The sequence below is a fragment of the Burkholderia sp. AU31652 genome (genome assembly GCF_002223155.1).
In the GTDB taxonomy this organism is placed as follows: domain Bacteria; phylum Pseudomonadota; class Gammaproteobacteria; order Burkholderiales; family Burkholderiaceae; genus Burkholderia.
The window spans coordinates 1,506,931-1,532,392 of record NZ_NKFG01000003.1 but is presented as its reverse complement, the minus strand read 5'-3'; the positions used below and the strand labels follow the sequence as shown (position 1 = coordinate 1,532,392).

29 protein-coding genes are annotated in these 25,462 nt (G+C 67.3%); 18 read left to right on the top strand and 11 right to left on the bottom strand.

Annotation, left to right across the window (positions count from 1 at the left end; genetic code table 11):
- Nucleotides 1-45 precede the first annotated feature (45 nt).
- Nucleotides 46-1,113, bottom strand: a complete 1,068-nt coding sequence (locus CFB40_RS09645) for a YeiH family protein (protein WP_089431127.1) — start codon at nt 1,111-1,113, stop codon at nt 46-48.
- A gap of 112 nt (nt 1,114-1,225) precedes the next feature.
- Between CFB40_RS09645 and CFB40_RS09640 the strand changes: the two genes are divergently transcribed.
- The 8 genes from CFB40_RS09640 to CFB40_RS09605 all read left to right on the top strand — a co-directional run bounded on the left by CFB40_RS09640 (nt 1,226) and on the right by CFB40_RS09605 (nt 9,184).
- Nucleotides 1,226-2,119 (top strand): LysR family transcriptional regulator, encoded by an 894-nt coding sequence (locus CFB40_RS09640; protein WP_089425505.1) that lies wholly within the window; start codon nt 1,226-1,228, stop codon nt 2,117-2,119.
- 160 nt (nt 2,120-2,279) lie between these two features.
- Entirely contained in the window at nt 2,280-3,044 is a 765-nt protein-coding gene (locus CFB40_RS09635) for a TIM barrel protein (RefSeq protein WP_089431126.1), read from the top strand.
- Nucleotides 3,045-3,072: 28 nt separating this feature from the next.
- Nucleotides 3,073-4,065, top strand: a complete 993-nt coding sequence (locus CFB40_RS09630; RefSeq protein ID WP_089425928.1) for a sugar kinase — start codon at nt 3,073-3,075, stop codon at nt 4,063-4,065.
- 212 nt (nt 4,066-4,277) lie between these two features.
- Nucleotides 4,278-5,558 carry an MFS transporter gene (locus CFB40_RS09625; RefSeq protein WP_039357927.1) on the top strand — a complete coding sequence of 427 codons (1,281 nt, stop codon included), beginning with the start codon at nt 4,278-4,280 and terminating at the stop codon, nt 5,556-5,558.
- 5 nt (nt 5,559-5,563) lie between these two features.
- Complete coding sequence (locus CFB40_RS09620; RefSeq protein ID WP_089425927.1) at nt 5,564-6,529, top strand: NAD(P)-dependent oxidoreductase; 966 nt, start codon at nt 5,564-5,566, stop codon at nt 6,527-6,529.
- A 389-nt stretch (nt 6,530-6,918) separates the two neighbouring features.
- Entirely contained in the window at nt 6,919-7,962 is a 1,044-nt protein-coding gene (locus CFB40_RS09615) for a LacI family DNA-binding transcriptional regulator (RefSeq protein WP_089425503.1), read from the top strand.
- A gap of 54 nt (nt 7,963-8,016) precedes the next feature.
- The gene (locus tag CFB40_RS09610) at nt 8,017-8,808 is read left to right on the top strand and encodes a YhfC family intramembrane metalloprotease (RefSeq protein ID WP_089431125.1); all 792 of its coding nucleotides are present in this window, start codon (nt 8,017-8,019) and stop codon (nt 8,806-8,808) included.
- 13 nt (nt 8,809-8,821) lie between these two features.
- Nucleotides 8,822-9,184, top strand: a complete 363-nt coding sequence (locus CFB40_RS09605) for a DUF3022 domain-containing protein (protein ID WP_047850836.1) — start codon at nt 8,822-8,824, stop codon at nt 9,182-9,184.
- Between the two features lie 33 nt (nt 9,185-9,217).
- Here the strand turns inward: CFB40_RS09605 and CFB40_RS09600 are convergent, their stop codons facing one another.
- A complete protein-coding gene (locus CFB40_RS09600) occupies nt 9,218-9,649 on the bottom strand; it encodes a PGDYG domain-containing protein (protein ID WP_089425501.1) in 432 nt (143 codons plus the stop codon).
- Between the two features lie 130 nt (nt 9,650-9,779).
- Nucleotides 9,780-10,331: a Spy/CpxP family protein refolding chaperone gene (locus tag CFB40_RS09595; RefSeq protein ID WP_089425500.1), complete on the bottom strand. Its 552-nt coding sequence runs from the start codon at nt 10,329-10,331 to the stop codon at nt 9,780-9,782.
- Nucleotides 10,332-10,586: 255 nt separating this feature from the next.
- Here CFB40_RS09595 and CFB40_RS09590 point away from each other — a divergent pair, with 255 nt between their 5' ends.
- Nucleotides 10,587-11,051 carry an Lrp/AsnC family transcriptional regulator gene (locus CFB40_RS09590; protein WP_006481526.1) on the top strand — a complete coding sequence of 155 codons (465 nt, stop codon included), beginning with the start codon at nt 10,587-10,589 and terminating at the stop codon, nt 11,049-11,051.
- A gap of 3 nt (nt 11,052-11,054) precedes the next feature.
- On the opposite strand, the gene CFB40_RS09585 is transcribed toward CFB40_RS09590, so the two are convergent.
- From CFB40_RS09585 to CFB40_RS09570, 4 genes are all read right to left on the bottom strand, one after another.
- On the bottom strand, nt 11,055-12,485 hold the full coding sequence (locus tag CFB40_RS09585; protein ID WP_089431124.1) for a sensor histidine kinase: 1,431 nt from the start codon (nt 12,483-12,485) through the stop codon (nt 11,055-11,057).
- Nucleotides 12,461-13,126, bottom strand: coding sequence for a response regulator transcription factor (locus CFB40_RS09580; protein ID WP_089425498.1), 666 nt, complete (start codon nt 13,124-13,126; stop codon nt 12,461-12,463). Before CFB40_RS09580 ends, CFB40_RS09585 begins: the two co-directional genes overlap by 25 nt.
- Nucleotides 13,127-13,207: 81 nt before the next feature.
- Complete coding sequence (locus tag CFB40_RS09575) at nt 13,208-13,648, bottom strand: hypothetical protein (protein WP_089425497.1); 441 nt, start codon at nt 13,646-13,648, stop codon at nt 13,208-13,210.
- Nucleotides 13,649-13,686: 38 nt separating this feature from the next.
- Nucleotides 13,687-14,469, bottom strand: a complete 783-nt coding sequence (locus tag CFB40_RS09570) for a COG4705 family protein (RefSeq protein WP_089425496.1) — start codon at nt 14,467-14,469, stop codon at nt 13,687-13,689.
- Nucleotides 14,470-14,717: 248 nt separating this feature from the next.
- Here CFB40_RS09570 and CFB40_RS09565 point away from each other — a divergent pair, with 248 nt between their 5' ends.
- On the top strand, nt 14,718-15,818 hold the full coding sequence (locus CFB40_RS09565; protein ID WP_039357959.1) for a saccharopine dehydrogenase family protein: 1,101 nt from the start codon (nt 14,718-14,720) through the stop codon (nt 15,816-15,818).
- Nucleotides 15,819-15,914: 96 nt separating this feature from the next.
- Here the strand turns inward: CFB40_RS09565 and CFB40_RS09560 are convergent, their stop codons facing one another.
- Together CFB40_RS09560 and cydX are read right to left on the bottom strand one after the other, a co-directional pair.
- Nucleotides 15,915-16,532, bottom strand: coding sequence for an AAA family ATPase (locus CFB40_RS09560; protein ID WP_089431123.1), 618 nt, complete (start codon nt 16,530-16,532; stop codon nt 15,915-15,917).
- Nucleotides 16,529-16,675: a cytochrome bd-I oxidase subunit CydX gene (cydX, locus tag CFB40_RS09555; protein ID WP_043182986.1), complete on the bottom strand. Its 147-nt coding sequence runs from the start codon at nt 16,673-16,675 to the stop codon at nt 16,529-16,531. Before cydX ends, CFB40_RS09560 begins: the two co-directional genes overlap by 4 nt.
- Before the next feature lie 179 nt (nt 16,676-16,854).
- On the opposite strand from cydX, the gene corA reads away from it, so the two are divergent.
- Nucleotides 16,855-17,832, top strand: a complete 978-nt coding sequence (gene corA / locus CFB40_RS09550) for a magnesium/cobalt transporter CorA (RefSeq protein ID WP_089425494.1) — start codon at nt 16,855-16,857, stop codon at nt 17,830-17,832.
- Between the two features lie 7 nt (nt 17,833-17,839).
- Here corA and CFB40_RS09545 read toward each other — a convergent pair whose 3' ends face one another.
- Both CFB40_RS09545 and CFB40_RS09540 read right to left on the bottom strand, forming a co-directional pair.
- Nucleotides 17,840-18,133: a YciI-like protein gene (locus tag CFB40_RS09545; protein WP_089425493.1), complete on the bottom strand. Its 294-nt coding sequence runs from the start codon at nt 18,131-18,133 to the stop codon at nt 17,840-17,842.
- 262 nt (nt 18,134-18,395) lie between these two features.
- Entirely contained in the window at nt 18,396-18,845 is a 450-nt protein-coding gene (locus CFB40_RS09540) for an adenosine-specific kinase (RefSeq protein ID WP_089431122.1), read from the bottom strand.
- Nucleotides 18,846-18,988: 143 nt separating this feature from the next.
- On the opposite strand from CFB40_RS09540, the gene CFB40_RS09535 reads away from it, so the two are divergent.
- The 7 genes from CFB40_RS09535 to CFB40_RS09505 all read left to right on the top strand — a co-directional run bounded on the left by CFB40_RS09535 (nt 18,989) and on the right by CFB40_RS09505 (nt 25,346).
- A complete protein-coding gene (locus CFB40_RS09535) occupies nt 18,989-19,966 on the top strand; it encodes a cysteine synthase A (RefSeq protein WP_089425926.1) in 978 nt (325 codons plus the stop codon).
- 124 nt (nt 19,967-20,090) lie between these two features.
- Complete coding sequence (locus CFB40_RS09530; protein ID WP_031401741.1) at nt 20,091-20,576, top strand: aminoacyl-tRNA deacylase; 486 nt, start codon at nt 20,091-20,093, stop codon at nt 20,574-20,576.
- Between the two features lie 811 nt (nt 20,577-21,387).
- On the top strand, nt 21,388-22,086 hold the full coding sequence (locus CFB40_RS09525) for an energy transducer TonB (protein ID WP_089425491.1): 699 nt from the start codon (nt 21,388-21,390) through the stop codon (nt 22,084-22,086).
- Between the two features lie 85 nt (nt 22,087-22,171).
- A complete protein-coding gene (locus CFB40_RS09520) occupies nt 22,172-23,089 on the top strand; it encodes a MotA/TolQ/ExbB proton channel family protein (protein WP_089431121.1) in 918 nt (305 codons plus the stop codon).
- A 20-nt stretch (nt 23,090-23,109) separates the two neighbouring features.
- Entirely contained in the window at nt 23,110-23,532 is a 423-nt protein-coding gene (locus tag CFB40_RS09515) for an ExbD/TolR family protein (RefSeq protein WP_021160935.1), read from the top strand.
- A gap of 175 nt (nt 23,533-23,707) precedes the next feature.
- Nucleotides 23,708-24,139, top strand: coding sequence for an ExbD/TolR family protein (locus tag CFB40_RS09510; protein ID WP_011352157.1), 432 nt, complete (start codon nt 23,708-23,710; stop codon nt 24,137-24,139).
- A 16-nt stretch (nt 24,140-24,155) separates the two neighbouring features.
- Nucleotides 24,156-25,346, top strand: coding sequence for a tetratricopeptide repeat protein (locus tag CFB40_RS09505; protein WP_089425489.1), 1,191 nt, complete (start codon nt 24,156-24,158; stop codon nt 25,344-25,346).
- Nucleotides 25,347-25,462: the final 116 nt, after the last annotated feature.

Here is a 25,462-nt window from a genome sequence, read left to right as displayed (position 1 = left end):
ACCTTCCCGGCGGGCGCGGCGTGCGAAGTGTCACGGGCGGGCAACTCAGCCAAGCCAGTGCTGCACGGCCCAGGTGATCCCGTAGCCGCCGGCGATCAGCCACACGTACAGGATCAGGCCGGTCATCAGTGCCCGGGGGCCGGCTGCGCGGATCTGCGCGACGCGGGTTTCGATGCCGAGCGCGGTCATGGCCATCGTCAGCGCGAAGGTGTCGAGCACGTTCAGCGTGTGCGTGACGTCGGCGGGCAGCACGTTCAGCGAATTGACGATCACGAAGCCGAGGAAGCCGAGTGCGAACCAGGGCACGGCCACCTTCCGCTTGCCGTGCGCGCCGCCGGCAGTGGCGCGTGCCGAGCGGGCCAGCCACCAGCCAAGCACCAGCAGCACCGGCACCAGCAGCATCACGCGGGTCATCTTGACGATCGTCGCGATGTGCGCGACCTGCGGGCTGATGTCGCTCGCCGCGCCGACCACCTGCGCGACCTCGTGGATCGTGCCGCCGAAGAACAGGCCGAGGCCGGCCGGATCGAGGTTCAGCAGCCCGGCGTGATACGCGATCGGGTACAGGAACATCGACAGCGTGCCGAACAGCACGACGCTGCCCACGGCCATCGCGCTCTGGTGCGGCTTCGACTGCAGCGTCGATTCGAACGCGAGCACGGCGGCCGCGCCGCAGATCGCGCTGCCGGCGGCGGTCAGCAGCGCGGAATCGCGGTCGAGCTTCATGATCTTCATGCCGGCCCAGGTGCCGATCACGAGCGTGCTGACGACGACCAGCACCGACACCGTCAGGCCCGGCAGCCCGACCTGCGCGATTTCCTGCAGGCTCACGCGCAACCCGAAGAACGCGACCGCGATGCGCAGCAGCTTGCGCGCGGAGAAATTGACGCCGGCCGCCCAGCTGGCCGGCATGCCGTCGCGCAGCGCGTTGCCGTACAACGCGCCCGCGACGATGCCGACGATCAGCGGCGACAGGCCGAGCCCCGCGATCGCGGGAAGCTGGGACAGGCTCGTGACGGCGGCGGCGAACAGCGCGACGAACAGCACGCCATTCAACTGGCCGCGCATCGACGGCGCGGCGGGGCTGAGATGGGGAGTCGGAGCAGTGGACATGGAAGCACCGTGATGGAGCGTGTGGCGATGCTGTAATCCTAATTTCGTTATATCGATATGAAAAATTGTGATTTGTGACATAAACTATCCGGAAAGCCGATAATTTATCCCCATGACCCCGGATCAACTGATAACGTTCGCCGCCGTCGCCGAGCACCTGAACATCAGCCACGCCGCCGTGGCGCTGCATCTGTCGCAGCCGGCCGTGTCGGGCCAGTTGCGGCTGCTGCAGGATGAATTCGGCGAGCCGCTGTACCAGCGCGAAGGCCGCGGCATCCGCCTGACCCCGGTCGGCGAGCAGCTCGCGCAGTACGCGAAGGCGCAGCGCGACACCTTCGCGCAGGCGCGGGCGTTTCGTGACGCGGTACGCGGCCTCGAGGCCGGCACGCTGCGCATCGGCGCGAGCACGACGCCCGCGAGTTACCTGTTGCCGTACCTGATCGCGGCGTTCCAGCCGCGCGCGCCGCGCGTGGCGATCCAGACGATGAGCGGCAACACGGCCGACGTGGTCGCGGCGCTGCCGTCGCTCGATATCGCGATGATCGAAGGGCCGCCCGGCGAGGCACTGCCGCCTGGCACCGCGGTGCACGCGTGGCGCGAGGACGAGATCGTGGCGATCGTGCCGACCGGTCATCCGCTGGCGGCGCCCGAATACGCGTCGGGGGTCACGCTCGACGCGCTGGCCGCCCACCCGCTCGTGCTGCGCGAGGCGGGTTCCGCCGTGCGGCAACTCGTCGAGCGCGCGTTCGCGCAAGGCGCGGCGCCGATGCGCGTCGCGTTCGAGATCGCCGGCGTCGAGGCCGTGAAGGAAGCCGTGCGGGCCGGGATGGGTGTCGGGTTCGTATCGGCGATGTCGCTGCGTCACGACGATGCCGCGCTCGTCCTGCGCTCGCTCGCGCCCAAGCCGCTCATCCGTCACTTTTCCATCCTCGTGCCGCACGGCGGTGCGCCGTCGCGGGTCGCCGCCCAATTCCTCGAAATGAGCCTCGCGCACGACAGCGCCTGAGCGAACGAACCCGGCCCGGGAACGTGCGTTGCGCGCCGTCGGGCGCGCGTTCGCGCCGTGCACCGTCTTAGGGATTTCCTCTATGGCGTGGGCCCGGAGCGAAGCGCACCATCCGTCTCAAGCAAATGGAACCGGTTCCATTCCGGTGAAAAAGGGCAACATGACAGACATCGTGATCGTGGCGAGCGCATTCGGGATGGACCGCGTGCGTCAGGAGGGCCACAGCGCATTCATCGCGACCGCGGCGGCAGCCGGCGCGACCGGCTTCGAGGTGCGGCGTGAACTGTTCGCGTCGGAAGAGGCGGCCGCGCCTGGCGCGCTGGCCGCGCTCGGCGCGCAACTGGCCGGCCACGGACTGTGGTCGGTGTTCTCGACGCCGGCCAACCTGTACACGGAAACGGGCGCGCTCGATGCAGACGCATTGCGCAGCGCGCTCGTCGAAGCCGACGCGCTCGGCGCGCGCTTCGTGAAATTCCAGCTCGGCGGCTTCGCCGGCGATGCGCACGCGGCCGAGATCGTCGCGCTGTCGCGCGGCGCGCGGGCCCGCGTGGTGGTCGAGAACGGCCAGCTTCCGGTCGGCGGCGCGCTTGCGCAGTTCCGTGGGCTGTTCGACGCACTGGCCGCGGCGGGCGTGCCCGATGTGCTCGGGATGACCTTCGACATCGGCAACTGGCAGTGGCCGGGCGAAGCACCGCTTGATTGCGCGCAAGTGCTCGCGCCGCATGTGGAATACATTCACTGCAAGGCAGTCGCGGGCGAGGGCGCGCGTCGCTTCGCCACCGCGCCGGCCCCGAACGATCCGCTCGTGACCGGCGTGCTCGCGGTGCTGCCGCAGCACGCGCCGCGCGGCATCGAGTTCCCGTTCGACGCGTCCGACCTGGCGGGCGATGCATGCCGGCGCGTTGCGTGGCTCGCCACGGCGTGACGGCGGAAGGATCCTGGAGAGTACATTCATGAAAGCAGCACTCGATGTCGTGACCTACGGCGAAGCGATGGCGATGTTCGTCGCGACCGAGCCCGGCCATCTCGCGCATGCGACGCAGTTCACGAAGCGGGTCGCGGGCGCCGACCTGAACGTCGCGATCGGCCTGTCGCGGCTCGGCTTCCGGGTCGGCTGGATGAGCCGTGTCGGCCGCGATTCGTTCGGCGGCTACGTGCTCGACACGCTGGCGCGCGAGGGCATCGACGCGTCGTGCGTGACCGTCGATCCGCGTTACCCGACCGGTTTCCAGCTCAAGTCGCGCAACGACGACGGCAGCGACCCGACTGTCGAATATTTCCGCAAGGGCTCGGCCGCGAGCCACCTGTCGTGCGACGACTACGTGGCCGACTACGTGCTCGGCGCGCGCCACCTGCACCTGACGGGCGTCGCGCCGGCGATCTCCGCGACGTCGTGCGAACTCGCGTTCAAGCTCGCGCGCGAAATGCGCGCGGCCGGCAAGACGATCTCGTTCGACCCGAACCTGCGCCCGACGCTGTGGCCGTCGGCCGACGTGATGGCGAAGACGCTGAACGCGCTCGCGTCGCTCGCGGACTGGGTGCTGCCGGGCATCGCCGAAGGGCGGCAACTGACCGGGCACGACACGCCGGCCGACATCGCGGGCTTCTATCTTGCACAGGGCGCGCGCGGTGTCGTGATCAAGCTCGGTGCGGAAGGTGCGTACTACCGGACGGCCGACGGCCGCGACGGAACCGTGGTGGGCGAGCGCGTGCAGAACGTCGTCGATACGGTCGGCGCCGGCGACGGCTTCGCGGTCGGCGTGGTCAGCGCGTTGCTGGAGGGCAGAACGATCGAGCACGCGGTGGCGCGCGGCAACCGGATCGGTGCGCTCGCGATCCAGGTGATCGGCGACTCGGAAGGACTGCCGACCCGCGCCGCGCTCGATCGATTCGAAAACGTCAGCAATGGCGCCGATCGCCTAGAGGAAACCTTCACCGCGCAATGAGAGGCCGGACACGGCACAATCCGCGGACTCATTTCGTCGTGCATGCGCACGGCATGGTACGGGACCGGGACGGGCGCTGACGCGTTTGTTCTGGTCGATTGTGGAGCATGGGATCAGAGTAAGCGCTAAAGCACTAACTCCGATCGACCGCGAAGCATGGGATCAGCGTAAGCGCTAAAGCGCTAACGCTGATCGACACAGGAGACATTCTGATGGCCAACTCTCTCGCTGCCCGCCGCTGGTGGACGATCATGCCGATCGTCTTCATCACGTACAGCCTCGCCTACCTCGACCGCGCGAACTACGGGTTCGCGGCCGCGGCCGGCATCAACCAGGACCTCGGGATCAGCAAGGGCCTGTCGTCGCTGATCGGCGCGCTGTTCTTCCTCGGCTACTTCTTCTTCCAGATTCCCGGCGCGATCTACGCGGAACGCCGCAGCGTGAAGAAGCTCGTGTTCGTCAGCCTCATCCTGTGGGGCGCGTGCGCGGCGCTCACGGGCGTGGTCAGCAACATCCCGTCGCTGATGGCGATCCGCTTCGTGCTCGGCGTCGTCGAGGCAGCCGTGATGCCGGCGATGCTGATCTACATCAGCAACTGGTTCACGAAGAACGAACGCTCGCGCGCGAACACGTTCCTGATCCTCGGCAACCCGGTCACGGTGCTGTGGATGTCGATCGTGTCGGGCTATCTCGTGCACGAATTCGGCTGGCGCCACATGTTCATCGCCGAAGGCGTGCCGGCTGTGCTCTGGGCCGTGTGCTGGTGGTTCCTCGTGCAGGACAAGCCGGCCGATTCGCCGTGGCTCAACGCGCAGGAAAAGCGTGACCTCGACGCCGCACTCGCGGCCGAGCAGGCAGCGATCAAGCCCGTGCGCAACTACGGCGAAGCATTCCGCTCGCCGGCCGTGATCAAGCTGTGCGCACAGTATTTCTGCTGGAGCATCGGCGTGTACGGCTTCGTGCTGTGGCTGCCGTCGATCGTCAAGAACGGCTCCGACCTCGGGATGGTCGCGACCGGCTGGTTGTCGGCGCTGCCGTATCTCGCCGCGACGATCGCGATGATTGCCGCATCGTGGGCGTCCGACAAGGTCGGCTCCCGCCGCGGTTTCGTGTGGCCGTTCCTGCTGATCGGCGCGGCTGCGTTCGCCGCATCGTACGCACTCGGCTCGTCGCACTTCTGGATCTCGTATGCGCTGCTGGTCGTGGCCGGCGCCGCGATGTACGCGCCGTACGGCCCGTTCTTCGCGATCGTGCCGGAACTGCTGCCGAAGAACGTCGCCGGCGGCGCCATGGCGCTGATCAACAGCATGGGCGCGCTCGGCTCGTTCGTGGGCTCGTACTTCGTCGGCTACCTGAACGGGGCGACCGGCTCGCCCGTCGCGTCGTATGCGTTCATGAGCGCCGCGCTCGTCGCCGCGGTGATCCTCACGCTGTCCGTCAAACCCCAGGCGCGCGATGCGCATCCGCTCGCGACGCCGCTGCAAGGAAAATGAATCCGATGAAGCCCCGTATCGTCGCGTACAAGCCGCTGCCCGATGACGTCCTCGCGTACCTGCGCGAGCATGCGGACGTCGTGCAGGCCGACGGCGCCGCCGCCCTTGCCGATGCGCTCGGCGACGCGGACGGCGCGATCGGCGCGAGCCTGAAGGTCACGCCGCAGATGCTCGACCGCGCGCCGCGGCTGAAGGCGTGGTCGACGATCTCGGTGGGCTACGACAACTTCGACGTCGCGGATCTCACGCGGCGCGGGATCGTGCTCGCGCATACGCCGGACGTGCTGACCGAGTCGACCGCCGATACGGTGTTCTCGCTGATCCTCGCGTCCGCGCGACGCGTGGTCGAGCTGGCCGAGTGGGTGAAGGCCGGCCACTGGCATCACAGCATCGGCCCCGACCTGTACGGCACCGACGTGCAGGGCAAGACGCTCGGCATCGTCGGGCTCGGGCGGATCGGCGGCGCGGTCGCGCGCCGCGCGGCGCTCGGCTTCCGGATGCAGGTGCTGTACGCGAACCGCTCCGCGCACGCGGAAGCCGAGACGCAGTACGGCGCGCGGCGCGTGACGCTCGACGAACTGCTCGCGCAATCGGATTTCGTGTGCCTGCAGGTGCCGCTGTCGCCGGAAACGCACCACCTGATCGGTGCGGCCGAATTCGCGAAGATGAAGCGCGGTGCGATCCTGATCAACGCGTCGCGCGGGCCGGTGGTCGACGAAGCCGCGCTGATCGATGCGCTGCGCGCGGGCACGATCCGCGGCGCGGGGCTCGACGTGTTCGAGAAGGAGCCGCTGGCGGCGGATTCGCCGCTGCTGCAGATGAAGAACGTCGTCGCGCTGCCGCATATCGGCTCGGCGACGCACGAGACGCGCCACGCGATGGCGCGTTGCGCCGCGGAAAACCTGGTCGGCGCGCTGGCCGGCACGCTGCGCACGAATCTCGTCAATCCGGATGCGCTCGCGCGCGCTTGAGCCGCGGCGGTAGCGGGGCGCCCCCCGGCCGACCTCCGGCCAGCGGGGCGCCGGCTTCGTTAGAGTCGACGGTCTTGGTGCTGGAGGGCTGGCTGCGTTATGATCCCCGCGCGTCGCATCGACGGCCCGGCAATGCTGCCGGCGGCGTCCCGCGACGGGTATCCGCGCCAGTCCGGTGCGGCCGACTGCTGTTGCAGGTGACCGGGGCGGGTGCCGACGCGCCGGTGCTGAAGGGCAGACGCTGATCGACCGCGAAGCATGGGACCAGCGTAAGCGCTAAAGCGCTAACGCTGACCGACAGGGAGATTCCACCGGGTGGCTTACGTTTCCAACAACAAAGGTCCGTCTGCTCACGAAGCGGCGCGGATCGTACGTCGCGAGGCACGACAGTGACCGATTCGCAACCAATCACGACGCGTCCGGCGACGATCAGCGACGTCGCGCGCGAGGCCGGCACGGGCAAGACCAGTGTGTCGCGCTACCTGAACGGCGAGACGCACGTGCTGTCCACCGATCTGCGCCAGCGGATCGAAGCGGCGATCGCGCGGCTCAACTACCGGCCGAACCAGATGGCGCGCGGGCTCAAGCGCGGCCGCAACCGCTTGCTCGGCATGCTCGCGGCCGACCTGACCAATCCCTATACCGTCGAAGTGCTGCAGGGCGTCGAGGCCGCATGCCACGCGCTCGGCTACATGCCGCTGATCTGCCACGCGGCGAATGAAGTCGAGATGGAGCGCCGCTTCCTGCAGCTGCTCACGACCTACCGCGTCGAAGGGCTGATCGTCAATGCGCTCGGCGCCGACGAGGACGTGCTGCGCCCGCTGCGCGGCGCCGGCATCCCGGCCGTGCTCGTCGACCGCACGGTCGAAGGCTTCGAGGCCGACCTGATCGGCCTCGACAACGCCGACGCGATCGAGACGGCCCTCGCGCACCTGGTCGAACACGGTTTCGACGCGATCCATTTCGTCGTGCAGCCGTTCGAGCGCGTCAGCTCGCGGCGCCTGCGCGAGGCCGCGTTCCGCACGGCACTGGCGGCGCGCGGGCTGACGGTGCCGTCGACGGTCGTGCTCGACCTGAACGAACCCGACGCGGTCACGGCGGCGCTGGCCGACATCGATGCCCGCATCGACGACGCGGCACGGCGCGGCGTGCGCGCGGCGCTGTTCGCCGCGAACGCGCCGGTCGCACTCGCGATCGCGCGCCACCTGCGCGCGCGTTTCGGCACCGCATGGCAGCAGCGGGCGGCGCTGCTGTCGATCGACGATCCGGAATGGGCCGAGCTGATCGGGATCACGACGATCCGCCAGCCGACCTACGAAATCGGCTACAAGGCCGTCGAATTCGTGCACGAGCGGATCGACGGCGCGGCGGGTGACGTACGCGTCTCGCTGTTGCCGGGCGAGCTGGTTGCGCGCGCGTCGACCGCAAGCTGAGTATCATTCGGGGCACGCAGCGCGCCAGGTGCGCTGCCCCGAACAAGGAAATACATGACTGTCGCTCCCGTCACGCTGGCGGTGCTGATCGCCGCCACGCTGATCATCGCGCTCCTGCCGCTCGTCCTCTACCGACTCCTGCGCAAGCCGCTGGCGCTGAACCGCCGCGACACGATCGTCGGCGTGGCCGTCTTCACGCTGTTCGCGATGATCCTCGAACGCGCGTTCCACGGGCTCGTGCTGAGCCAGACGCCGCCGGACGGCTGGCTCACGCAGCCGCTCGCGTTCGTCGCGTACAGCGCGCTCGCGACCGCCGTGTTCGAGGAAGTCGGCCGCTATCTCGGGATGCGTTTCCTGAATCGCCGCTATGGCCCGTCGTCGGCCGGCGACAGTCGCGGAATCGGCTACGGGATCGGTCACGGTGGCGCCGAAGCATGGTTCGTCGGCGTACTCGTGTGGGGCCAGTGGTCGTATCTCGCGTGGCTCGCGAGCCGCGGCCAGCTCGAAGCACAACTCGCCGACCTGCCGGGCGATACCGTCGTGCGCCTGCACGTGATGCTTGCGACGCTGTCGGCGCAGTCGATGCTGCTGTTGCTGCTCGAACGCTGCACGGCATTCGTGCTGCAGCTTGCACTGTCGGTGCTGGTCTGGCGTGGCGTGCGCGCCGGCCGCGCGGGCGTGTTGCCGCTCGCGATCGTGCTGCATGCGCTCGCGGCCGCGCCGGCGTTGCTGTACCAGGTGCGCGTGCTGCCGGCCGGCGGGGTCGAGGCCGCGTATTTCGTGCTCGCCGCGATCCTGGTCGTCGTGCTGGTGAAGGCATGCCGGCCGTCGCAAGCGGCAGCCTGACGGGAGAGACGGGATGGATGACTATCTGATCGAATGCCAGAGCGCGGAATTCGACGCGCTCGCACGCGTGATCTGCGATCTCTTTCCGGAGCAGACGCGTTTCGCCGAAAGCAGCGACGCACGCGGGCGGTTCCTGTCCGTGCAGTGGCTCGCGATGCGTTTCGGCTCGGCGCCGAAGCGGATGACGCTCGATATCCGCATCGTGCCGGCCGCGCTCGCGCGCTACCTGGCGCTCAAGCCGATGCAGCGGGCGCGCAGCCATGCGGTGCTGCATGCGTATACGGAAGCGATGCTCGGATCGCTCGAGGAGCGTCACGCGGCCGGCGAGGCCGTCGAGCGCGACGCGGAACTCGTACTCGACGAAGACTTTGCGTGACCGTTCGCGCCGGCGCCATGCCGGCGCGCTGCATTACGCGTCGCGGTAGACCTGCGCGAAGCGCTGCGCCTGCACGACACCGTAGTCGCCGGGCGCGTACTGCATCACCCAGTCGCCGGCCACGCCACGCAGCGTGTCGCCGTTTTCCGAGCGGGCGATCGTGAACGGCTCGTCCATCCGGCGGGCGAGCACGACGGCCGGCCGGTTCCGGTAGGCGCCCGGTGCGCCGTGTGCGAGTGCCGGATCGGCGGGCAGGTATTTGGCGTCGAAGCGCGCGCGCGACACGACCCAGCGGTCGCCGGTCGAGCCCGTGATCAGCGCGTCGCCCGCCACATAGCGGTTCGGGCCTTCGAGGCTCATCAGTTCGCCGTCGGCCTCCGCGAAGGCAACGGCGACGGTTTCGTCCTTGACGACGCGACGGGCCTGCGGATCGGTGCGCAGGTCGAGGTGCTTGAGTTCGAGCATGACGGGAAAGGGCGGGAAAGCTGTAAAAGCGGGGAGCTTATCCCGAATTCGGCGCGCCGTGTGACGCGCCGGTCGCCTGGCGCGGCGCCGTTCGGCCCGGACGGGCGGGACGGCGCCGGCAGGGCGGGCGTCAGGGCTGCGCGGGGGCGCTGGCGGCCGGCGCGGCTGCCGCCTTGCCATCGGTGCCCTTCGTCTTGCCCTTGCCGCGGTGCTCGCCGCCGTGGTGCAGCCAGCTGCGGAACGTCGTGTCGGCCAGCGCCTTCTGGTCGGCCGGGAAGCTCTCGTAGAGCGGTGCGAAGGCGTCGGCGAGCTTCTTCGCGCCGTCGGCGTTCGCCTGCGACAGTTCCGCGTACTGCTTCATGTCGTCGAGCGCGGAGACGTCGTGCTTCGCCATCCGTTCGCGATAGAGGCGGCCCATCGTGTCGCCGTTGTCGCGCATCGTGTCCGCGAACGTCTTCCACTGCGGTTCCTGCGCCGACGTGATCTTCAACTGGTCGTGCAGATACTTGATGCGCTGCTCGACGCGCGCTTCATGGCGTGCCGCGCGCTGCTCGGCGCTCGGGGCCGACGCCGCGGCCGTCGTTGCGGGGGCCTGGGCGGGCGCTTGCGGCTGCGCCGGGGTTTGCGCGAACGCGCTGGCTGCAACGGCGAGCGTAGCGAGGGTGAGCGAGATTTTCTTCATGGTTGGCTCTCCGGGGTGGTGTCTTGCGAGCGGGCGCGGCGGCAACTGCCGCAAGCGCGCTTCTCGCGTCGCACGGTATTAGTAGCACGTTGCGTGCAGCGCAGCAGTGAATGCGACACTTGCTTACATCCGATACGAATCGAAATTGAAAGGTCCGACTCGGGTCCGGCCGACGGCGTTTGGGCGGGCCGGCGTTCGGCGCTATCATCGCGTCACCTTCCACTCAACCGGCGCGTCGTGCCCCGGCCCAGCCTCATGCGTCCACCCCGCCTCGACCAACTCGACGATCTCGACCGGCAACTGGTCGCGCTGCTGCAGGCCGATGCGCGCGCCAGCGTCGCGGATCTCGCGCGTCAGCTCGACGTCGCGCGCACGACGGTCGTCGCCCGCATCGCGCGGCTCGAACGCACCAACGTGATTGCCGGCTACAGCGTTCGGCTCGGGCAGGACGTGCTCGATGCAAGCATCTACGCGTATGTCGGCATCATCCTCACGCCGAAGTTCGGCAAGGACGTGTTGCGCAAGCTCGACCGGATGCCCGAGGTGCAGCTGCTGTGCGCGGTGAGCGGCGAGTACGACTACGTCGCGTGGCTGCGCGCCGATTCGCCCGAACGGCTCAACGACCTGCTCGACCAGATCGGCACGCTCGAAGGCGTCGAACGCACGACGACGTCGATCATCCTGTCGCGCAAGATCGATCGCGGGACGATCGGCGGCTGACGCTCAGGCGCGGCCTGCGTCGCGTCGTGCGTGTTGCGCCGGGGTATCGGCCCGGCTGTCGGGCTGCGCCGCGCCAGGCGGCCGCACGAGCGGAATGCGCACCGAGATGCGCAACCCGCGCGCTTCCGTTTCATCCGCATAGGCGAGCGCAATGTCGGCACCCATCCGGTCCGCGACGATCTTCACGATCGACAGGCCGAGCCCGGAGCCGATCTGCGCGTTGCCGGGCACCCGGTAGAACGGGTCGAACACACGTTCGCGTTCGTGCGGCGCGATGCCCGGCCCGGTGTCGGCGATCGTCACGCACACGTGCGTGTCCGTGCGTTGCGTCGACAGGTCCACGCGTCCGCCCGGCGGCGTGTAGCGGATGGCGTTGTCGACCAGGTTCATCACGAGCGACACGAGTTCGAGCTCGTCGACGGGCACGTGCGTGTCCGGGCCGTCCTCGATGCCGATGTCGAGGTTTTTCGCGTCGGCGAGCGGCATCAGGTCTTCCAGCACGCGTCGATAGATCGCATGGACGGACACGTCACCGGGCGGCGCGGCCGGCGCGCTTTGCGCCCGCGCGAGCGCGAGCAGCTGCCCGATCAGGTGGCGGCTGCGGTCGAGCCCGCCGCGCAGCGCGGCGAGCCGTGCGCGCGCATCGTCCGGCAGGTCGGCCTCGGCGAGGCGCTCGGCCTGCAGCGACATCGCCGTGAGCGGCGAGCGCAGTTCGTGCGCGGCATCGGCGACGAAGCGGCGCTGCGCGGCGACCGACTGCGCGACGCGCGCCAGCATGCGGTTGATCGCGACGACGAACGGCCGCACCTCGACCGGCACGCGCTCGGCCGGCACCGGGCGCAGGTCGTGCTCGTCGCGTGCATCGATGCCCGCGGACAGCGCGGCCACCGGGCGGAACAGCTTGCGCACGAGATCGGCGACGAGCAGCAGCAGGATCGGGACGAGGATCAGCAGCGGCAACGCGGTGCGCCATGCGCTTTCGCGTGCGACATCGTCGCGCATGCCGGCTTCCTGCGCGACCGCGATGCGCTCGCCGTTCGCGAAGGTCCGGACCATCACGCGATACGTGCTGCCGCCGGCATCGACCGTATGCAGCCCGTCGGCGAGCGTCGGTGCCAGCGCGAGCCGCGGCGCGCCGTCACTGCCCGGCTGCGGTTGCGGTGCACTGCCGAGCGGCTGCACGAACACGCGCGACAGCTCGTCGCTTTCGCGCGCGGGCCCGGTGCCGTCGGCATGGAGCGACGACGCGTGCTCGCGGTCGAGCAGCGTCGCGACCTCGCGCAGCACGTCGTCCTGCAGTTCGTGCGCTTCGTCGAATGCCGATGAAAACGCGAACGCGGCCGCGGCCGTCGCGACGACCAGGATCGCGGCCGACAGCGCGACCGACAGCCGGAACCCGATCGACTCGCTCAGGCGCTTCTTGAAACCATCCATCCCGCACCCCTGACGTTCTTGATCACGGTGCTGCCGAGCTTGCGGCGCAGCGAATGGATCAGGAATTCGACCGCATTGCTTTCGACTTCCTCGCCCCAGCCGTACAGGCGATCCTCGAGCTCGCGCCGCGACAGGATCGCGCCCGGGCGCACCAGCAACGCGCGCAGCAGCGAGAACTCGCGATTCGACAGCGGCACCGGCGCGTTCCCGTCGACGGCGGCCTCGCGCGTCGCCGGGTCGAGCGACACGATGCCGTTGCTCAACAGCGGCGCGGCCGAACCGGCCCGGCGCCGGATCGCGACGCGAATCCGCGCGAGCAGCTCGGCCATCTCGAACGGCTTCACGATGTAGTCGTCGGCGCCGCCGTCGAGGCCTGCCAGTCGATCGTCGAGCCCGTCGCGGGCGGTGACGATCAGCAGCGGCGCGCTGGCGTCCTTCGCGCGGATGGCGGCCAGCACGTCGAGCCCGTCGCGGCCGGGCAGGCCGAGATCGAGCAGGACCAGGTCGTAGGGCTGCGCGGCGAACGCGGTCAACGCGCGCACGCCGTCGGTGACCCAGTCGGTGGCGTACGACGCGTCCTTCAGCGCGGCGTGGACGGCCTCGCCGATCATCGGGTCGTCTTCGACGAGCAGTATTCGCATGCGTGTTCTCCGTGCCGCGCAAACGCCGCCAGCGTATGCGATTCCCGCACGGGCGTCACGTGCCGCGGCGCGCTGCGATCCTTATTTGCCGCTGAACCGCTCGAGCGCCGCGAGCAGGTTCTTCATCGCGGCGGCCGAATCGGCCTGGGTCGGATGATCGGCGCGCAGCGCGGAGAGTGCGCGGTCGATCTCCTGGTCGACCATGTGCCAGTCGGCGGCGGCGCGCGGCTTGAGGCCGGCTTCGGCCGAGTCCCACGCGATCTCGAGATCCTTGATGCGCGTTTTCGCGCCCGGCAGGTCGCCCTTGGCGACGAGCGCGTTCACGTCGACGGCGATCGTGCGGAACGGCGACAGGTCGCCGAGCTTCGATGCGTGGGCCGCTGCGGGCGATGCGGCGGCCGAGGCGGGTGCCGGCGTCGCTGCGATTGCATCCTGCTGCTTCGAGCAGCCGGCGGCGGCGCTCAACAGGGCAATCGCGGCTGCGGTAACGGCGAGACGGGAAACGGGATGGGGGATGCGCATGGCGTGTCCTCGATTCGATGAAGGGAAGGAAAAGGGCGTCATTCGGCGGTACCGGTACGCGTGCGCGGACCGCTGCCGAACTGCGCGACGGCGACGAGCAGCACGATCACGGTCAGGAACAGCAGGCTCGTCCACGCGGCGCCGAAGCCGAGCCCGCCATAGGTGCGGGCCTGCGTGAGCAGGTCGCCGAGCGACGCGCCGAACGGGCGCGTCAGGATGTACGCGATCCAGAACGCGAGTACCGCATTGGCGCCGAGCCGCCACATCACGAACACGGCCGCGATCAAGCCGCCGAAGCACAGCGCGCCGAACGTGAAGCCGAGCCCGAGCGCCTCGGTCGCGAGATCGCCCGCGGCGGTGCCCAGCGCGAACGTGCAGAGGATCGCGGCCCAGTAGAACAGCTCGCGGCGCGGCGTGACGATCGTGTCGATCGACAGCGTGCCTTCGACGCGATGCCACACGAAGAAGATCGCGGCGAGCGCGACGGCAAACGCGGCCGTGCTCGCATAGAGGCTGACGTTCAGGCCGTCGGTGAGCAGGTCGGTGATCTGCGTGCCGACGATGCTGACCAGCACCACCGTGAGCCAGTAGATCCACGGCACGTAGCGGCGCGTACGCAACTGCAGCCACAGCGCGATCGCGAGCAGCGACGCCATCGCGACGCGCGTGACGGTCTGGCCGAGCCCTGCGTTGACCGCGAGAAAGTCCGCGCCGGTTTCGCCGACCGTGGTCGACATGATCTTGATGATCCAGAACGACAGCGCGACGTCGGGCACCTTGTTCAGCCAGTGCGGCGAGCGATGAGCGGGCAGGGATTGCATGCGATGCCTCCTTGGAAATCGGGTGGTCGGCATGCAGTCTGAAACGGAAGACTTAGGCCAGCCATAGCGGGGCCGGCAGCGTCAAAAACGCGACGTTTCGACACTTCGACGAAATACGTGGTCGAAACGTCGAAATTATCGGTCGATTCGCATCATTCTTCGTCTTGGAACTGATTTTGCGCGTCCCTACACTGTGTTCATGGCTCAACGCCGTTCACAACACCAACCCATCATCAGGAGATAAGCGCATGAAAATCGCCATCGTCGGCGCAGGTCTGATCGGCCACACCATTGCTCACATGCTGCGTGAAACGGGCGACTACGAAGTCGTCGCGTTCGACCGTGACGCGGATGCGCTTGCGAAGCTGTCGCGCGAAGGCATCGCGACGCAACGGGTCGATTCGGCCGATGCAAACGCGATTCGCGAAGCCGTGAAGGGCTTCGATGCGCTCGTCAACGCGCTGCCTTACTACCTCGCGGTCAACGTGGCCGCCGCCGCGAAGGCTGCCGGCGTTCACTACTTCGACCTGACCGAAGACGTGCGCGCCACCCACGCGATCCGCGAACTGGCCGAAGGCTCCGACCGTGCGTTCATGCCGCAGTGCGGCCTCGCACCGGGCTTCATCGGTCTCGCCGCGCACGAACTGGTGAACGGTTTCAGCGAAGTGCGCGACGTGAAGATGCGCGTCGGCGCGCTGCCCGAGTATCCGACCAATGCGCTGAAGTACAACCTGACGTGGAGCGTCGACGGCCTGATCAACGAATACTGCCAGCCGTGCGAAGCGATCCGCGACGGCCGCAAGCAATGGGTGCAGCCGCTCGAAGGCCTCGAGCACTTCTCGCTCGACGGCACCGAATACGAAGCGTTCAACACGTCGGGCGGCCTCGGCACGCTGTGCGAGACGCTGTCGGGCAAGGTCGAGACGCTCGACTACAAGTCGGTGCGCTATCCGGGCCACCGCGATCTCGTGCAGTTCCTGCTCGAAGACCTGCGCCTGTCGACCGACCGCGACACGCTGAAGTCGATCATGCGCCGCGCGGTGCCGTCGACGAAGCAGGACGTCGTGCTCGTGTTCATCACGGTGACGGGCGTGAAGGACGGCCAGCTGGTGCAGGACGTGTTCACGCGCAAGATCTTCGCGAAGGACGTGTGCGGGATGCACATGAGCGCGATCCAGATCACGACGGCCGGCGCGATGTGCGCGGTGCTGGATCTGTTCCGCGAAAAGAAGCTGCCGCAGAGCGGTTTCATCCCGCAGGAAAAGGTGTCGCTGAAGGCGTTCCTGTCGAACCGCTTCGGCAAGCTGTACGAAGGCGGCACGATGGAGCGCGTGCACGAAGTAGCCTGACCACCCGTCAGCCTCTGGCACGAGGGCCGTACGATGCCGGGAGCGCAACAGCGCTTCCGGCGTTGTTTTTTGCGGGGGACGAAAAAGAGCGGCCGGTCAGGCCGGCAGCGGCGGGACGATCGTGGCCGCCTGCGGAGGCGGCGCGATGCGGTACAGCAGCGCCTCGACGTCGGCGTCGGAGGGCGCGGTGTTGTCGAACATCACGATGCCGTCGCATTCGTGGCCGGTCGGCACGAAGCGACGCTGCCGGTATTCATCCCAGTGCGCGAGCTTGTATGCGTCGTTCGGGTTGCCGCGCGCGACGATCCGCTGGTGCGCGACGTCTTCCGACGTGTGGACCCAGACGACCGTCAGCGTGACGTCGGGCGCGATGCCGAGCCACGCGCGATCGAGAATGCGGCGATCGCGCACTTCGCGCGACAGCGGGCCGACCACGAGCGCGCCGATGCCGAGCGCGAGATTTTCACGGGCCGTGTCGAGCAGGCCCTGGTATTCGGGATCGCGCAGGTGCTTCAGGTAGAGCGGGCTGTCGCGGTCGTTCGGATTCTCGGTGAGCGCACCCATCGCGGCCGAGCTGTAGCGGCCGTACAGCGTGTCCTTGTCGAGCAGGCAGAAGGCCTCGCCGGTCGCGCGCATCAGCGGCCCGATGAGCCGCTTCGCGAGCGTGGTCTTGCCGGTGCCGGCGTGACCGCAGAAGAACACCAGATGCGTCACGAAGCCTTGCCTCCCGAGCGCGGGCTCGACGCGCCGTTGCGCTTGTCGCCGCGCGAGAAGACTTCCGCTTCCAGCCACATCGCGTTGATGATGCCGAAGCCGAGCGCCACGCCGATGCCGAGTATCCACGAGAAATACCACATGGGTCTGCCTCCTTGACGGTTGGGCCGCACGGCCGTGCGGCTGGGGGGCCGAAGTGTCCGGGTGCGCATGCTGCGGCGCACGCAGCCCGATCATGACCAATATCGCCGAGCCGCGCAAGCCGGGCCACCCGCGCAGCAAACCGGTAAACTGATGCGCAAACCGCAACGTCACGAACACCATGCTGATCAACTGTGCTGCATACCAGGACGGCCGCAAGCTGGCCGACATCGATATCGACGCCATCAGCGACTACGTGTCGAAGCCCGAGTGCTTCGTGTGGGTCGCGCTGAAGGATCCGACACCGGAGGAACTCGACCTGATGGGCGAGGAATTCGGGCTGCACGAACTGGCGCTCGAGGATGCCCGCAAGGGGCATCAGCGGCCGAAGATCGAGGAGTACGGCGATTCGCTGTTCGCGGTGCTGCATACGGTGGAGCTGGACGACGACGATGAGTTCAATGTCGGCGAGCTGAACGTGTTCGTCGGCCCGAATTACGTGCTGTCGATCCGCAACCATACCGAGCACGATTTTCGCGACGTGCGCAAGCGCTGCGAGCGCGAGCCGCATCTGCTCCAGGAAGGTTCGGCATTCGTGTTCTATGCGCTGATGGACCAGGTCGTCGACCGCTATTTCCCGATCCTCGAAACGCTCGGCACCGAACTCGAGCAGCTCGAGGACCGCATCTTCGCGAAGGCCACGCCCGCCTCGTCGCGCGCGATCATCGAGGATCTCTATTCGCTGAAGCGCCGGCTCGTGATGCTGTACCAGCACACGGCGCCGCTGCTCGAGCCGCTGGCGAAGCTCACCGGCGGGCGCATTCCGCAAGTCTGCAGCGGCATGGAGCCGTACTTTCGCGACGTGTACGACCATTTGCAGCGGATCGTGAAGACGATCGAAGGGCGGCGCGAGATGGTGGTCACGGCGATCCAGGTCAACCTCGGGATGATCTCGCTGGCCGAGAACGAGGTGACGAAGCGGCTCGGCTCGTTCGCCGCGCTGTTCGCGATCCCGACGATGATCGCCGGCATCTACGGGATGAACTTCGCGAACATGCCCGAACTGCACCTGAAATACGGCTTCTACGGTTGTATCGGCGTGATGGTCGTGGCCGACTTCGCGTTGTGGTGGCGCTTCAAGCGGGCAGGGTGGCTGTAGTCCCGCGTCACGCTTGGGGCGGCGCGTGCTTGCCGACCACGACGCGCCACGGCCGCACGCGCCACGATTTCACGAGGCCGTTCTGCACGTACGGATCGGCGCGCGCGAACGACTCGGCCGCTTCCGGCGAATCCCCTTCGAACACGAGCACGGCCTGATCGGCCGGGTCCGACAGCGCGCCGGCGAGCACGAGTTCGCCGCGCTCGGTCGCAGCCTGCGCAAGCGCGAGGTGCTGGGCGCGGAACGGTTCGCGACGGGACAGGTAATCGTCGACGAGTTCGTAGGTCAACTGGTAATGCATGGCGGCTCCGGGAAGGATCGCGGCGGCCGGTGCGTCAGCGCGCCGTCAGTCAGTCTGCTGCGGGCAGTATAGGGCACGCGGACGGCGGCGACACGACGCGGAGGGCGGCGCGCTTCAGTGACCACAAATGCAACTAACGGTCTGAGCGCTACCCGTCCTGGAATCCCGGCCGCAACGCGCCTTCCATGCAGCCAGGTCTACAGGCCGCCGGGCGGGGGTATCCCTACGCCTTGTAGCCGATCGTGCGCAGCAGATCCTTGCGCTAGCGGATGTCGTCGTCATTTTCGACCCCGAGCGGCCCGAAGCCGTCGACGACGCCGACGATCCCGCGTCCTTGCGCGGTTTCCGCGACGATCACCTCGGTCGGGTTCGCGGTCGCGCAATAGATCCGGCAGACCTCCGGCACGGCCTTGATCGCGTTGAGTACGTTGACCGGGAAGCATCCGTCGCCGAGGAACACGATGAACGCGTGACCGGCGCCGATCGCGCCGGCGTTGCGGCAGGCAAGGTCGACGAGCGCCGCATCGGTGCCGGAGTGGCGCACCAGCCGCTTGCCCGACGCCTCGCAGAATGCGAGCCCGAAGCGGATGCCGGGCACGGTGCCGACCAGCGCCTCGTGGATGTCTTCGACGGACTTGATGAAATGCGACTGGCCGAGGATGAAGTTCACGGTCTCGGGCTTGTCGACGGCAACGGTTTGCAGTTGCAGCATGGCGGACCTCGTCTCGCGATGCGGCGCGTGGGCCGCAATGGGCGCTTCAAGCTTAGTACGCTGCAGCCGGCGACGAAAGCGGCGCGGGCGGCCTATCCTTCGTTGTGTGTGGCGCGCGCTGCGCGAAGGCAATGGAGGGCGACATGGACGTGCGACAAGGCTTCGTCGACTGCGTGGGGCGCACGCCGCTGATTCGCTTGGCGAAGCTCAGCGCCGAGACGGGCTGCGAGATCCTGGGCAAGGCGGAATTCATGAATCCGGGCGGGTCGGTGAAGGACCGCGCGGCACTCTACATCATCCGCGACGCCGAGCGGCGTGGCGTGCTGCAGCCGGGCGGCACCGTGGTCGAGGGTACAGCGGGCAACACCGGCATCGGCCTGGCGCATATCTGCGCGGCGCGCGGCTATCGCTGCGTGATCGTGATTCCCGACACGCAATCGCCGGACAAGATGGCGATCCTGCGCACGCTCGGCGCCGAGGTGCGCCCGGTGCCGGCGGCGCCCTACCGTGACCCGAACAACTACCAGAAGATTGCCGGGCGGCTCGCGGACGAACTCGACAACGCGGTGTGGGCCAATCAGTTCGACAACGTCGTCAATCGCCAGGCGCACTACGAGACGACCGGGCCCGAGATCTGGCGCGATACGGCAGGCACGATCGATGCTTTCGTGTGCGCGACCGGAACGGGCGGCACGCTGGCCGGCGTGAGCCGTTATCTGAAACAGCAGAAGCCGGACGTCCGGATCGTGCTGGCCGACCCGCACGGCAGCGGGCTTTACGGGTACGTGAAGACGGGCGACCTCGGCGCGGAAGGCAGCTCGATCACCGAAGGCATCGGATCGACGCGCGTCACGATGAACCTTGCGGACACGCCGATCGACGATGCCGTGCGGATCGATGATCAGCAGTGCGTGACGATGGTCTACCGGCTGCTGCGCGAGGAGGGGCTGTACGTGGGCGGATCGAGCGGCATCAACGTCGCGGCGGCGGTCTGGCTGGCCCGCCGGATGGGCCCGGGCCACACGATCGTGACCTTGCTGTGCGACCGTGGCGACATCTATCGCGCGCGGCTGTTCAATCGGGAATGGCTACGTGAAAAGGGACTGGATCCGGGGGACTGAACCCGTGCGTCGAGTCGGTGCGAAGCACGGGAGCGGTGAGGTTTTCCATCCGCCGGAATGCGACCTATGCTGAACGAATCCGGTGCGAACGCCGTTCGCCCGTTTCGCCAAGACGAGGTGTGCCATGCCTGTATCAGCCACCCTGCAGGATTGCCTGCGTCAGAAGTCATCGCGGTACGAAGTGGTGTACCACCCCTATAGCCATACGAGCATGGAGACGGCCGCCGCCGCGCATATTCCCGGCGATCGCCTCGCGAAAACCGTGCTCCTCGAAGACGACGAAGGCTACGTCGCCGCCGTATTGCCGACCACGCACGCCGTGCGCCTGTCGGATCTCTGGGTGAAGACGGGACGCCATCTCGTGCTCGCCCGGGAGGTCGAGTTGCGCGAGCTGTTCAAGGATTGCGACATGGGCGCATTGCCGCCGGTGTGCATGGCGTACGGCATGAAGACGTTTCTCGAGGAACGTCTCGCGCAGCAGCCGGAAGTCTATTTCGAGGCCGGCGATCACGAAGCGCTGATCCACATGATGCAGGACGAATTCCTGATGCTGATGGAGACGGCCGAACGCGCGCATTTCTCGCACAAGATGCAGGGCATGCACTCCTGACGCGCGCGGGGCAAGGGCGCTGGTCGGTGCGTGTCTGACACGGCCGCGTGTCGAGGCGGCAAGTGGTCGGGCGATATTTAATTCGATATGCGAAGTTATTTTCGACGTTTCGTCGCGTGCCAGGCCATCATGAAATTTGCATCGCATTGCAGAGCAAATTTCCGGATATCCGTAGGGTTTCGGACGTTCCGAGGACGCGGTGTCGGCCGGTTCGAGTCAGTTGATCAAGCGTATCCGACGACCGATGAGGGGAGGGGCGTATCCTGCCGGGCGCTTCCGGCGCGGCCCATTTTGGTGCGGCGCGGGAAATGTGCCGATATTTATGTCGAAACAGATTAATATCCGTTTTCGCATATAACCATACAATTCAATTACCGTTTTTATAATAAAAGGTTGGTTTGGGCTTACCGGAATATTATTTGAATAAACCCTCCAAACTTTGTATTCGGGTATCAAATAAAGTTTGACGTCAAAATTTTTTCCTTGCTATTGTCTGCACCCAAGTGAACGGCGCCAATGACATCACCGTGTAACGAACGGCGGGTCGTCATACGAAATGAAAGGTGCCGCCCGCTCAGCTGACAATTGCCTGAACGTGCTGGCGCGTTTTTTCGGTGCATAACCGGGCCGCGCCGGCCGGAACGATTCCTTGAAAAGAATGAATTGGCATTCGAATTGAATTCTTTCAATTCGGATTGCTAATTGAATTTGAAATGAAATGTTCGGGTTGATGCGGTGGCGATGCCGACCTGGCTTCGCCGCCGGCAGCGATCCGAAACTGGGCGAATCGCTTGGGGGATGGATAGTGGGCATGAAAGTCGAAGAACGTCTGGCTACGTCGAACAGCGGACTGGCTACGCTGGGCCGTCCGCGAGAGTTCGGCAAGAAGCAACAGAATCCGGTGCGCCGGTTCGGCGGCATCGGAATCGTGCTGGTGCTGCATGCCGTGCTGATCTACGCGCTGCTCAACGGCCTCGCGACGAAAGTCGTGCAGGTGATCCAGCACCCGATCGAAACCCGCATCATCGAGCCGGTCAAGCCGCCGCCGCCACCGCCGATGCCCGTGGTCAAGCTCCCGCCGCCGAAATTCGCGCCGCCGCCGCCGCCGTTCGTCCCGCCGCCGGAGGTGCCGGTGCAGGCGCCGCCGCAGGCGACGATCACGCACCAGTCGGCCCCGGTACCGTCCGCACCGGCCGTGCAGGCGCCGGTCGTGGCGCCTCCCGCGCCGGCCAAGCCCGTCAGCCATGACGTGGGGGTGGTCTGCCCGAATTCGGACACGCTTCGCGCGTCGATCCAGTATCCGAAAGAAGCGCAGGAAAACAACATCACCGGCGACGTGACGATCGAGTTCGTCGTGGATGCGGAAGGGAACATCACGAACGAGCGTGTGGCGCAGTCGGCTGATCCGATCCTCGATCGTGCTGCCTTCAATACCGTGAAGCGCTTCAAGTGCGTCGCGCAGGGCCAGTCGGTACGGGTCCAGGTTCCGTTTTCGTTCAATCTGAATTGATGCAGTGGGCGGCCCGGCGCGATCCGGGCCGGAAAAACCATCTCGAACTGACGTGCTAAGTTCACCGAAATAACTGGAGTGGGGTATGACGAAGCGTTCACTGGCCGCGCTGGCGGCAAGCATCCTGATGTCCGTCGCCGCAATCGACGGGTTCGTTGCACCGCAGCTCGCACACGCGCAGGCAAGCGGCGCGACCGGCACGTCGGCGCAGGCCGCAGCCCCGTCGGCCGCGCCGGCCCCGGTTCCGGCGGCCGCCGAGCCGGCTCCGCCGCCCGCGCCGGCCACGACGGAAGCGGTCGAGAATCCGTACGGGCTCGGTGCGCTATGGAAGAACGGCGATTTCGTCGCCCGTTTCGTGCTGATCCTGCTGGTGATCATGTCGATGGGCAGCTGGTACATCATGATCACGAAGTTCCTGGAACAACTGCGGGCCAATCGCCGCGCGAAGCTGGCGGACGCACAGCTCTGGACCGCGCCGTCGCTCGCCGAGGGCGCCAAGCTGCTCGACGAGGCGTCGCCGTTCCGGTTCATCGCCGAAACGGCGATCGAGGCCGGCGAGCATCATGAAGACGCGCTGCTGGAAGCGGTGGACCGCAACACGTGGATCGACGTGTCGGTCGAGCGCTCGATCACGAACGTGTCGAACCGGATGCAGGACGGGCTCGCGTTCCTGGCCACGGTGGGCTCCACCGCGCCGTTCGTCGGGCTGTTCGGCACCGTCTGGGGGATCTATCACGCGCTGACGGCCATCGGCATCGCCGGGCAGGCGTCGATCGACAAGGTCGCGGGCCCGGTGGGCGAGGCGCTCATCATGACCGCGATCGGCCTCGCCGTCGCCGTGCCGGCGGTGCTCGGCTACAACTTCCTGGTTCGCCGCAACAAGTCGGTGATGGAGCGGGTGCGCAACTTCGGCGCGCAGCTGCATACCGTGCTGCTGGCCGGCAATCGGCGCCCGGTACGCGCGTCGTCATCGTCGCCGGCCGCTGCGTCGCTCGCGAACTGATCGGCTGACGGAGACGCGCGATGGCCATGAACGTCGGGCAGGACGATAGCGACGAGGTGATCGCCAACATCAACACGACGCCGCTCGTCGACGTGATGCTGGTGTTGCTGATCATCTTCCTGATCACGATTCCGGTCGTGACGCACACGATCCAGCTTCAGTTGCCGAAGGAGACGGTGCAGCCGCTGCAGACGACGCCGAAGAGCATCGAGATCGCGGTGAACCGCGATGGCGATTTCTTCTGGGGCGAGCAACTGGTGGATGCACAGACGCTGCTCGCGAAGCTGAAGGACGTGTCGCAGCAGCAGCCGCAGCCGAGCGTCCACGTGCGGGGCGATCAGAACACGCGTTATGAGTTCATCGGTCGGGTGGTCACGATGTGCGAGCGCGCGGGGATTGCGAAGCTGTCGTTCATTACGGAGCCGCCGGCGCGCGGGGGATAGTCGCGCAGCGGAATCGGGGGGAACAGGGGGCCGGCGGCAAGTGGTGGAGCGCTGACGCTGGTCGACCGGGAAGCTTGGGATCCACGTAAGTGCTAAAGCGCTAACGTGGGTCGACCGCGAAGCATGGGATCCACGTAAGCGCTAAAGCGCTAACGTGGATCGACAGGAGTCGACGATGGGAATGAACGTGCCTTCGGGCGGGAGCAATGCCGAACCGGAAGTGATGGTCGATATCAACACCACGCCGCTGATCGACGTGATGCTGGTGTTGCTGATCATGCTGATCATCACGATCCCGATTCAGATGCATTCGGTGAAGATGGACCTGCCGGTGGGTAATCCGCCGCCGCCGGCCACGCCGCCGGAAATCGTGCAGATCGACATCGACTTCGACGGCACGACGACATGGAACGGCGCGCCGGTGCCGGACCGCGCGGCGCTCGAGTCGAAATTGACCCAGGTGGCGGCGGAACCCGTGCAGGCGGAGATTCATCTGCGTCCCAACAAGCTGGTGCCGTACAAGGACGTGGCCGCCGTGCTCGCCTCCGCGCAACGCGTGGGCGCGACCAAGATCGGCCTGATCGGTAACGAACAGTTCATGCAATGACGACACGGACGAACCGATGAACCAGCGACGATGGAAACGGATGATGGCGGTGACGGCGCTCGGTGCGACAGCCCTGCTCGGACGCCCGGCGCTACCGGCGGACGCGCTGCGGCCGGACGTGGCGAAACCGTTGGCGGCCGCACAGGAGCTGTACCGCGCGCACAAGTATCGCGACGCGCTGGGCAAGATCGCCCAGGCGGCCGCCGTGCCGAACCGGACGCCGTACGAAACCACCGTGGTGGAAGAAATGCGCGGCGCGGCAGCGATGGCGGCCGGCGACTCGGGCACGGCCGCGCAGGCGTACGAGAGCGTGCTGAACGCGGGGCGGCTCTCGGGCGACGACGAGCAGCGGACCACGGCGGCGCTGGCCGGCATCTACTTCCAGCAGAAGAACTACCCGCTGGCGATCCGCGTCGCGCAGCGCTACCTGAAGGCGGGGGGCTCGGATCCGGAAATGCGCACGCTGCTCACGCAGTCTTACTACCTGTCGAACGATTGCGCACCGCTCGTGAGCCAGTTGAAAGCGAGCACCGACGCGCAGGCGAATGGCGGACACGCACCGGATGAAGGGCAGTTGCAGATGCTGGCGTCCTGCGCGCAGAAAGTGAAGGATGGCAACGCGTATCGCGGTGCGCTCGGGCTGCTGGTGGCTTATCACCCGAGCCCCGCGTACTGGGACGAAATGGTCACGGCCATTCGCGGCAACCCCGGGTATCTGCCGTCGCTCGACCTCGACATCTACCGGTTGCGACGGGCGACGGGCTCGCTCTCGACCGCCAACGCGTACATGGAAATGACGCAGCTCGCGCTGGTGGCGGGCTCGCCCGCCGAGGGCAAGCAGGTGATCGACCAGGGGTTCGCATCCGGCGTACTCGGCAAGGATGCGCAGGCGGATCGCGAGAAGCGGCTGCAGGCGCTCGCGGCGAAGCGCGCGCAATCGGGCGGAGACGCCACGACGCCGGCAGCGCCGATCGACGCGGGCATGAACCTCGTCTTCGAGGGCCATGCGCAGCAGGGGCTGCCGATGATGGAGCAGGCGATCGCGAAGGGCGGGCTCGAGCATCCCGATGCGGCGCGGCTGCGGCTCGGCGAGGCGTATTACGTGGCCGGCCAGAAAGCGCGTGCGGTCCAGGTGCTGCGCACGGTCAAGGGCACCGATGGTTCCGGTGATCTGGCACGGCTCTGGGCGGTGGTGGCCTCCCGGTAACGCAACGGACGTGCACGGCCGCGCGCACCGCTGGCGGTCGGCAAGCGGTGTGCCGCCGCGATCGCGCGGATGCACGACGGGCAGGTCAGCCGATGAAAAGGGGCAACCTTGTTAAT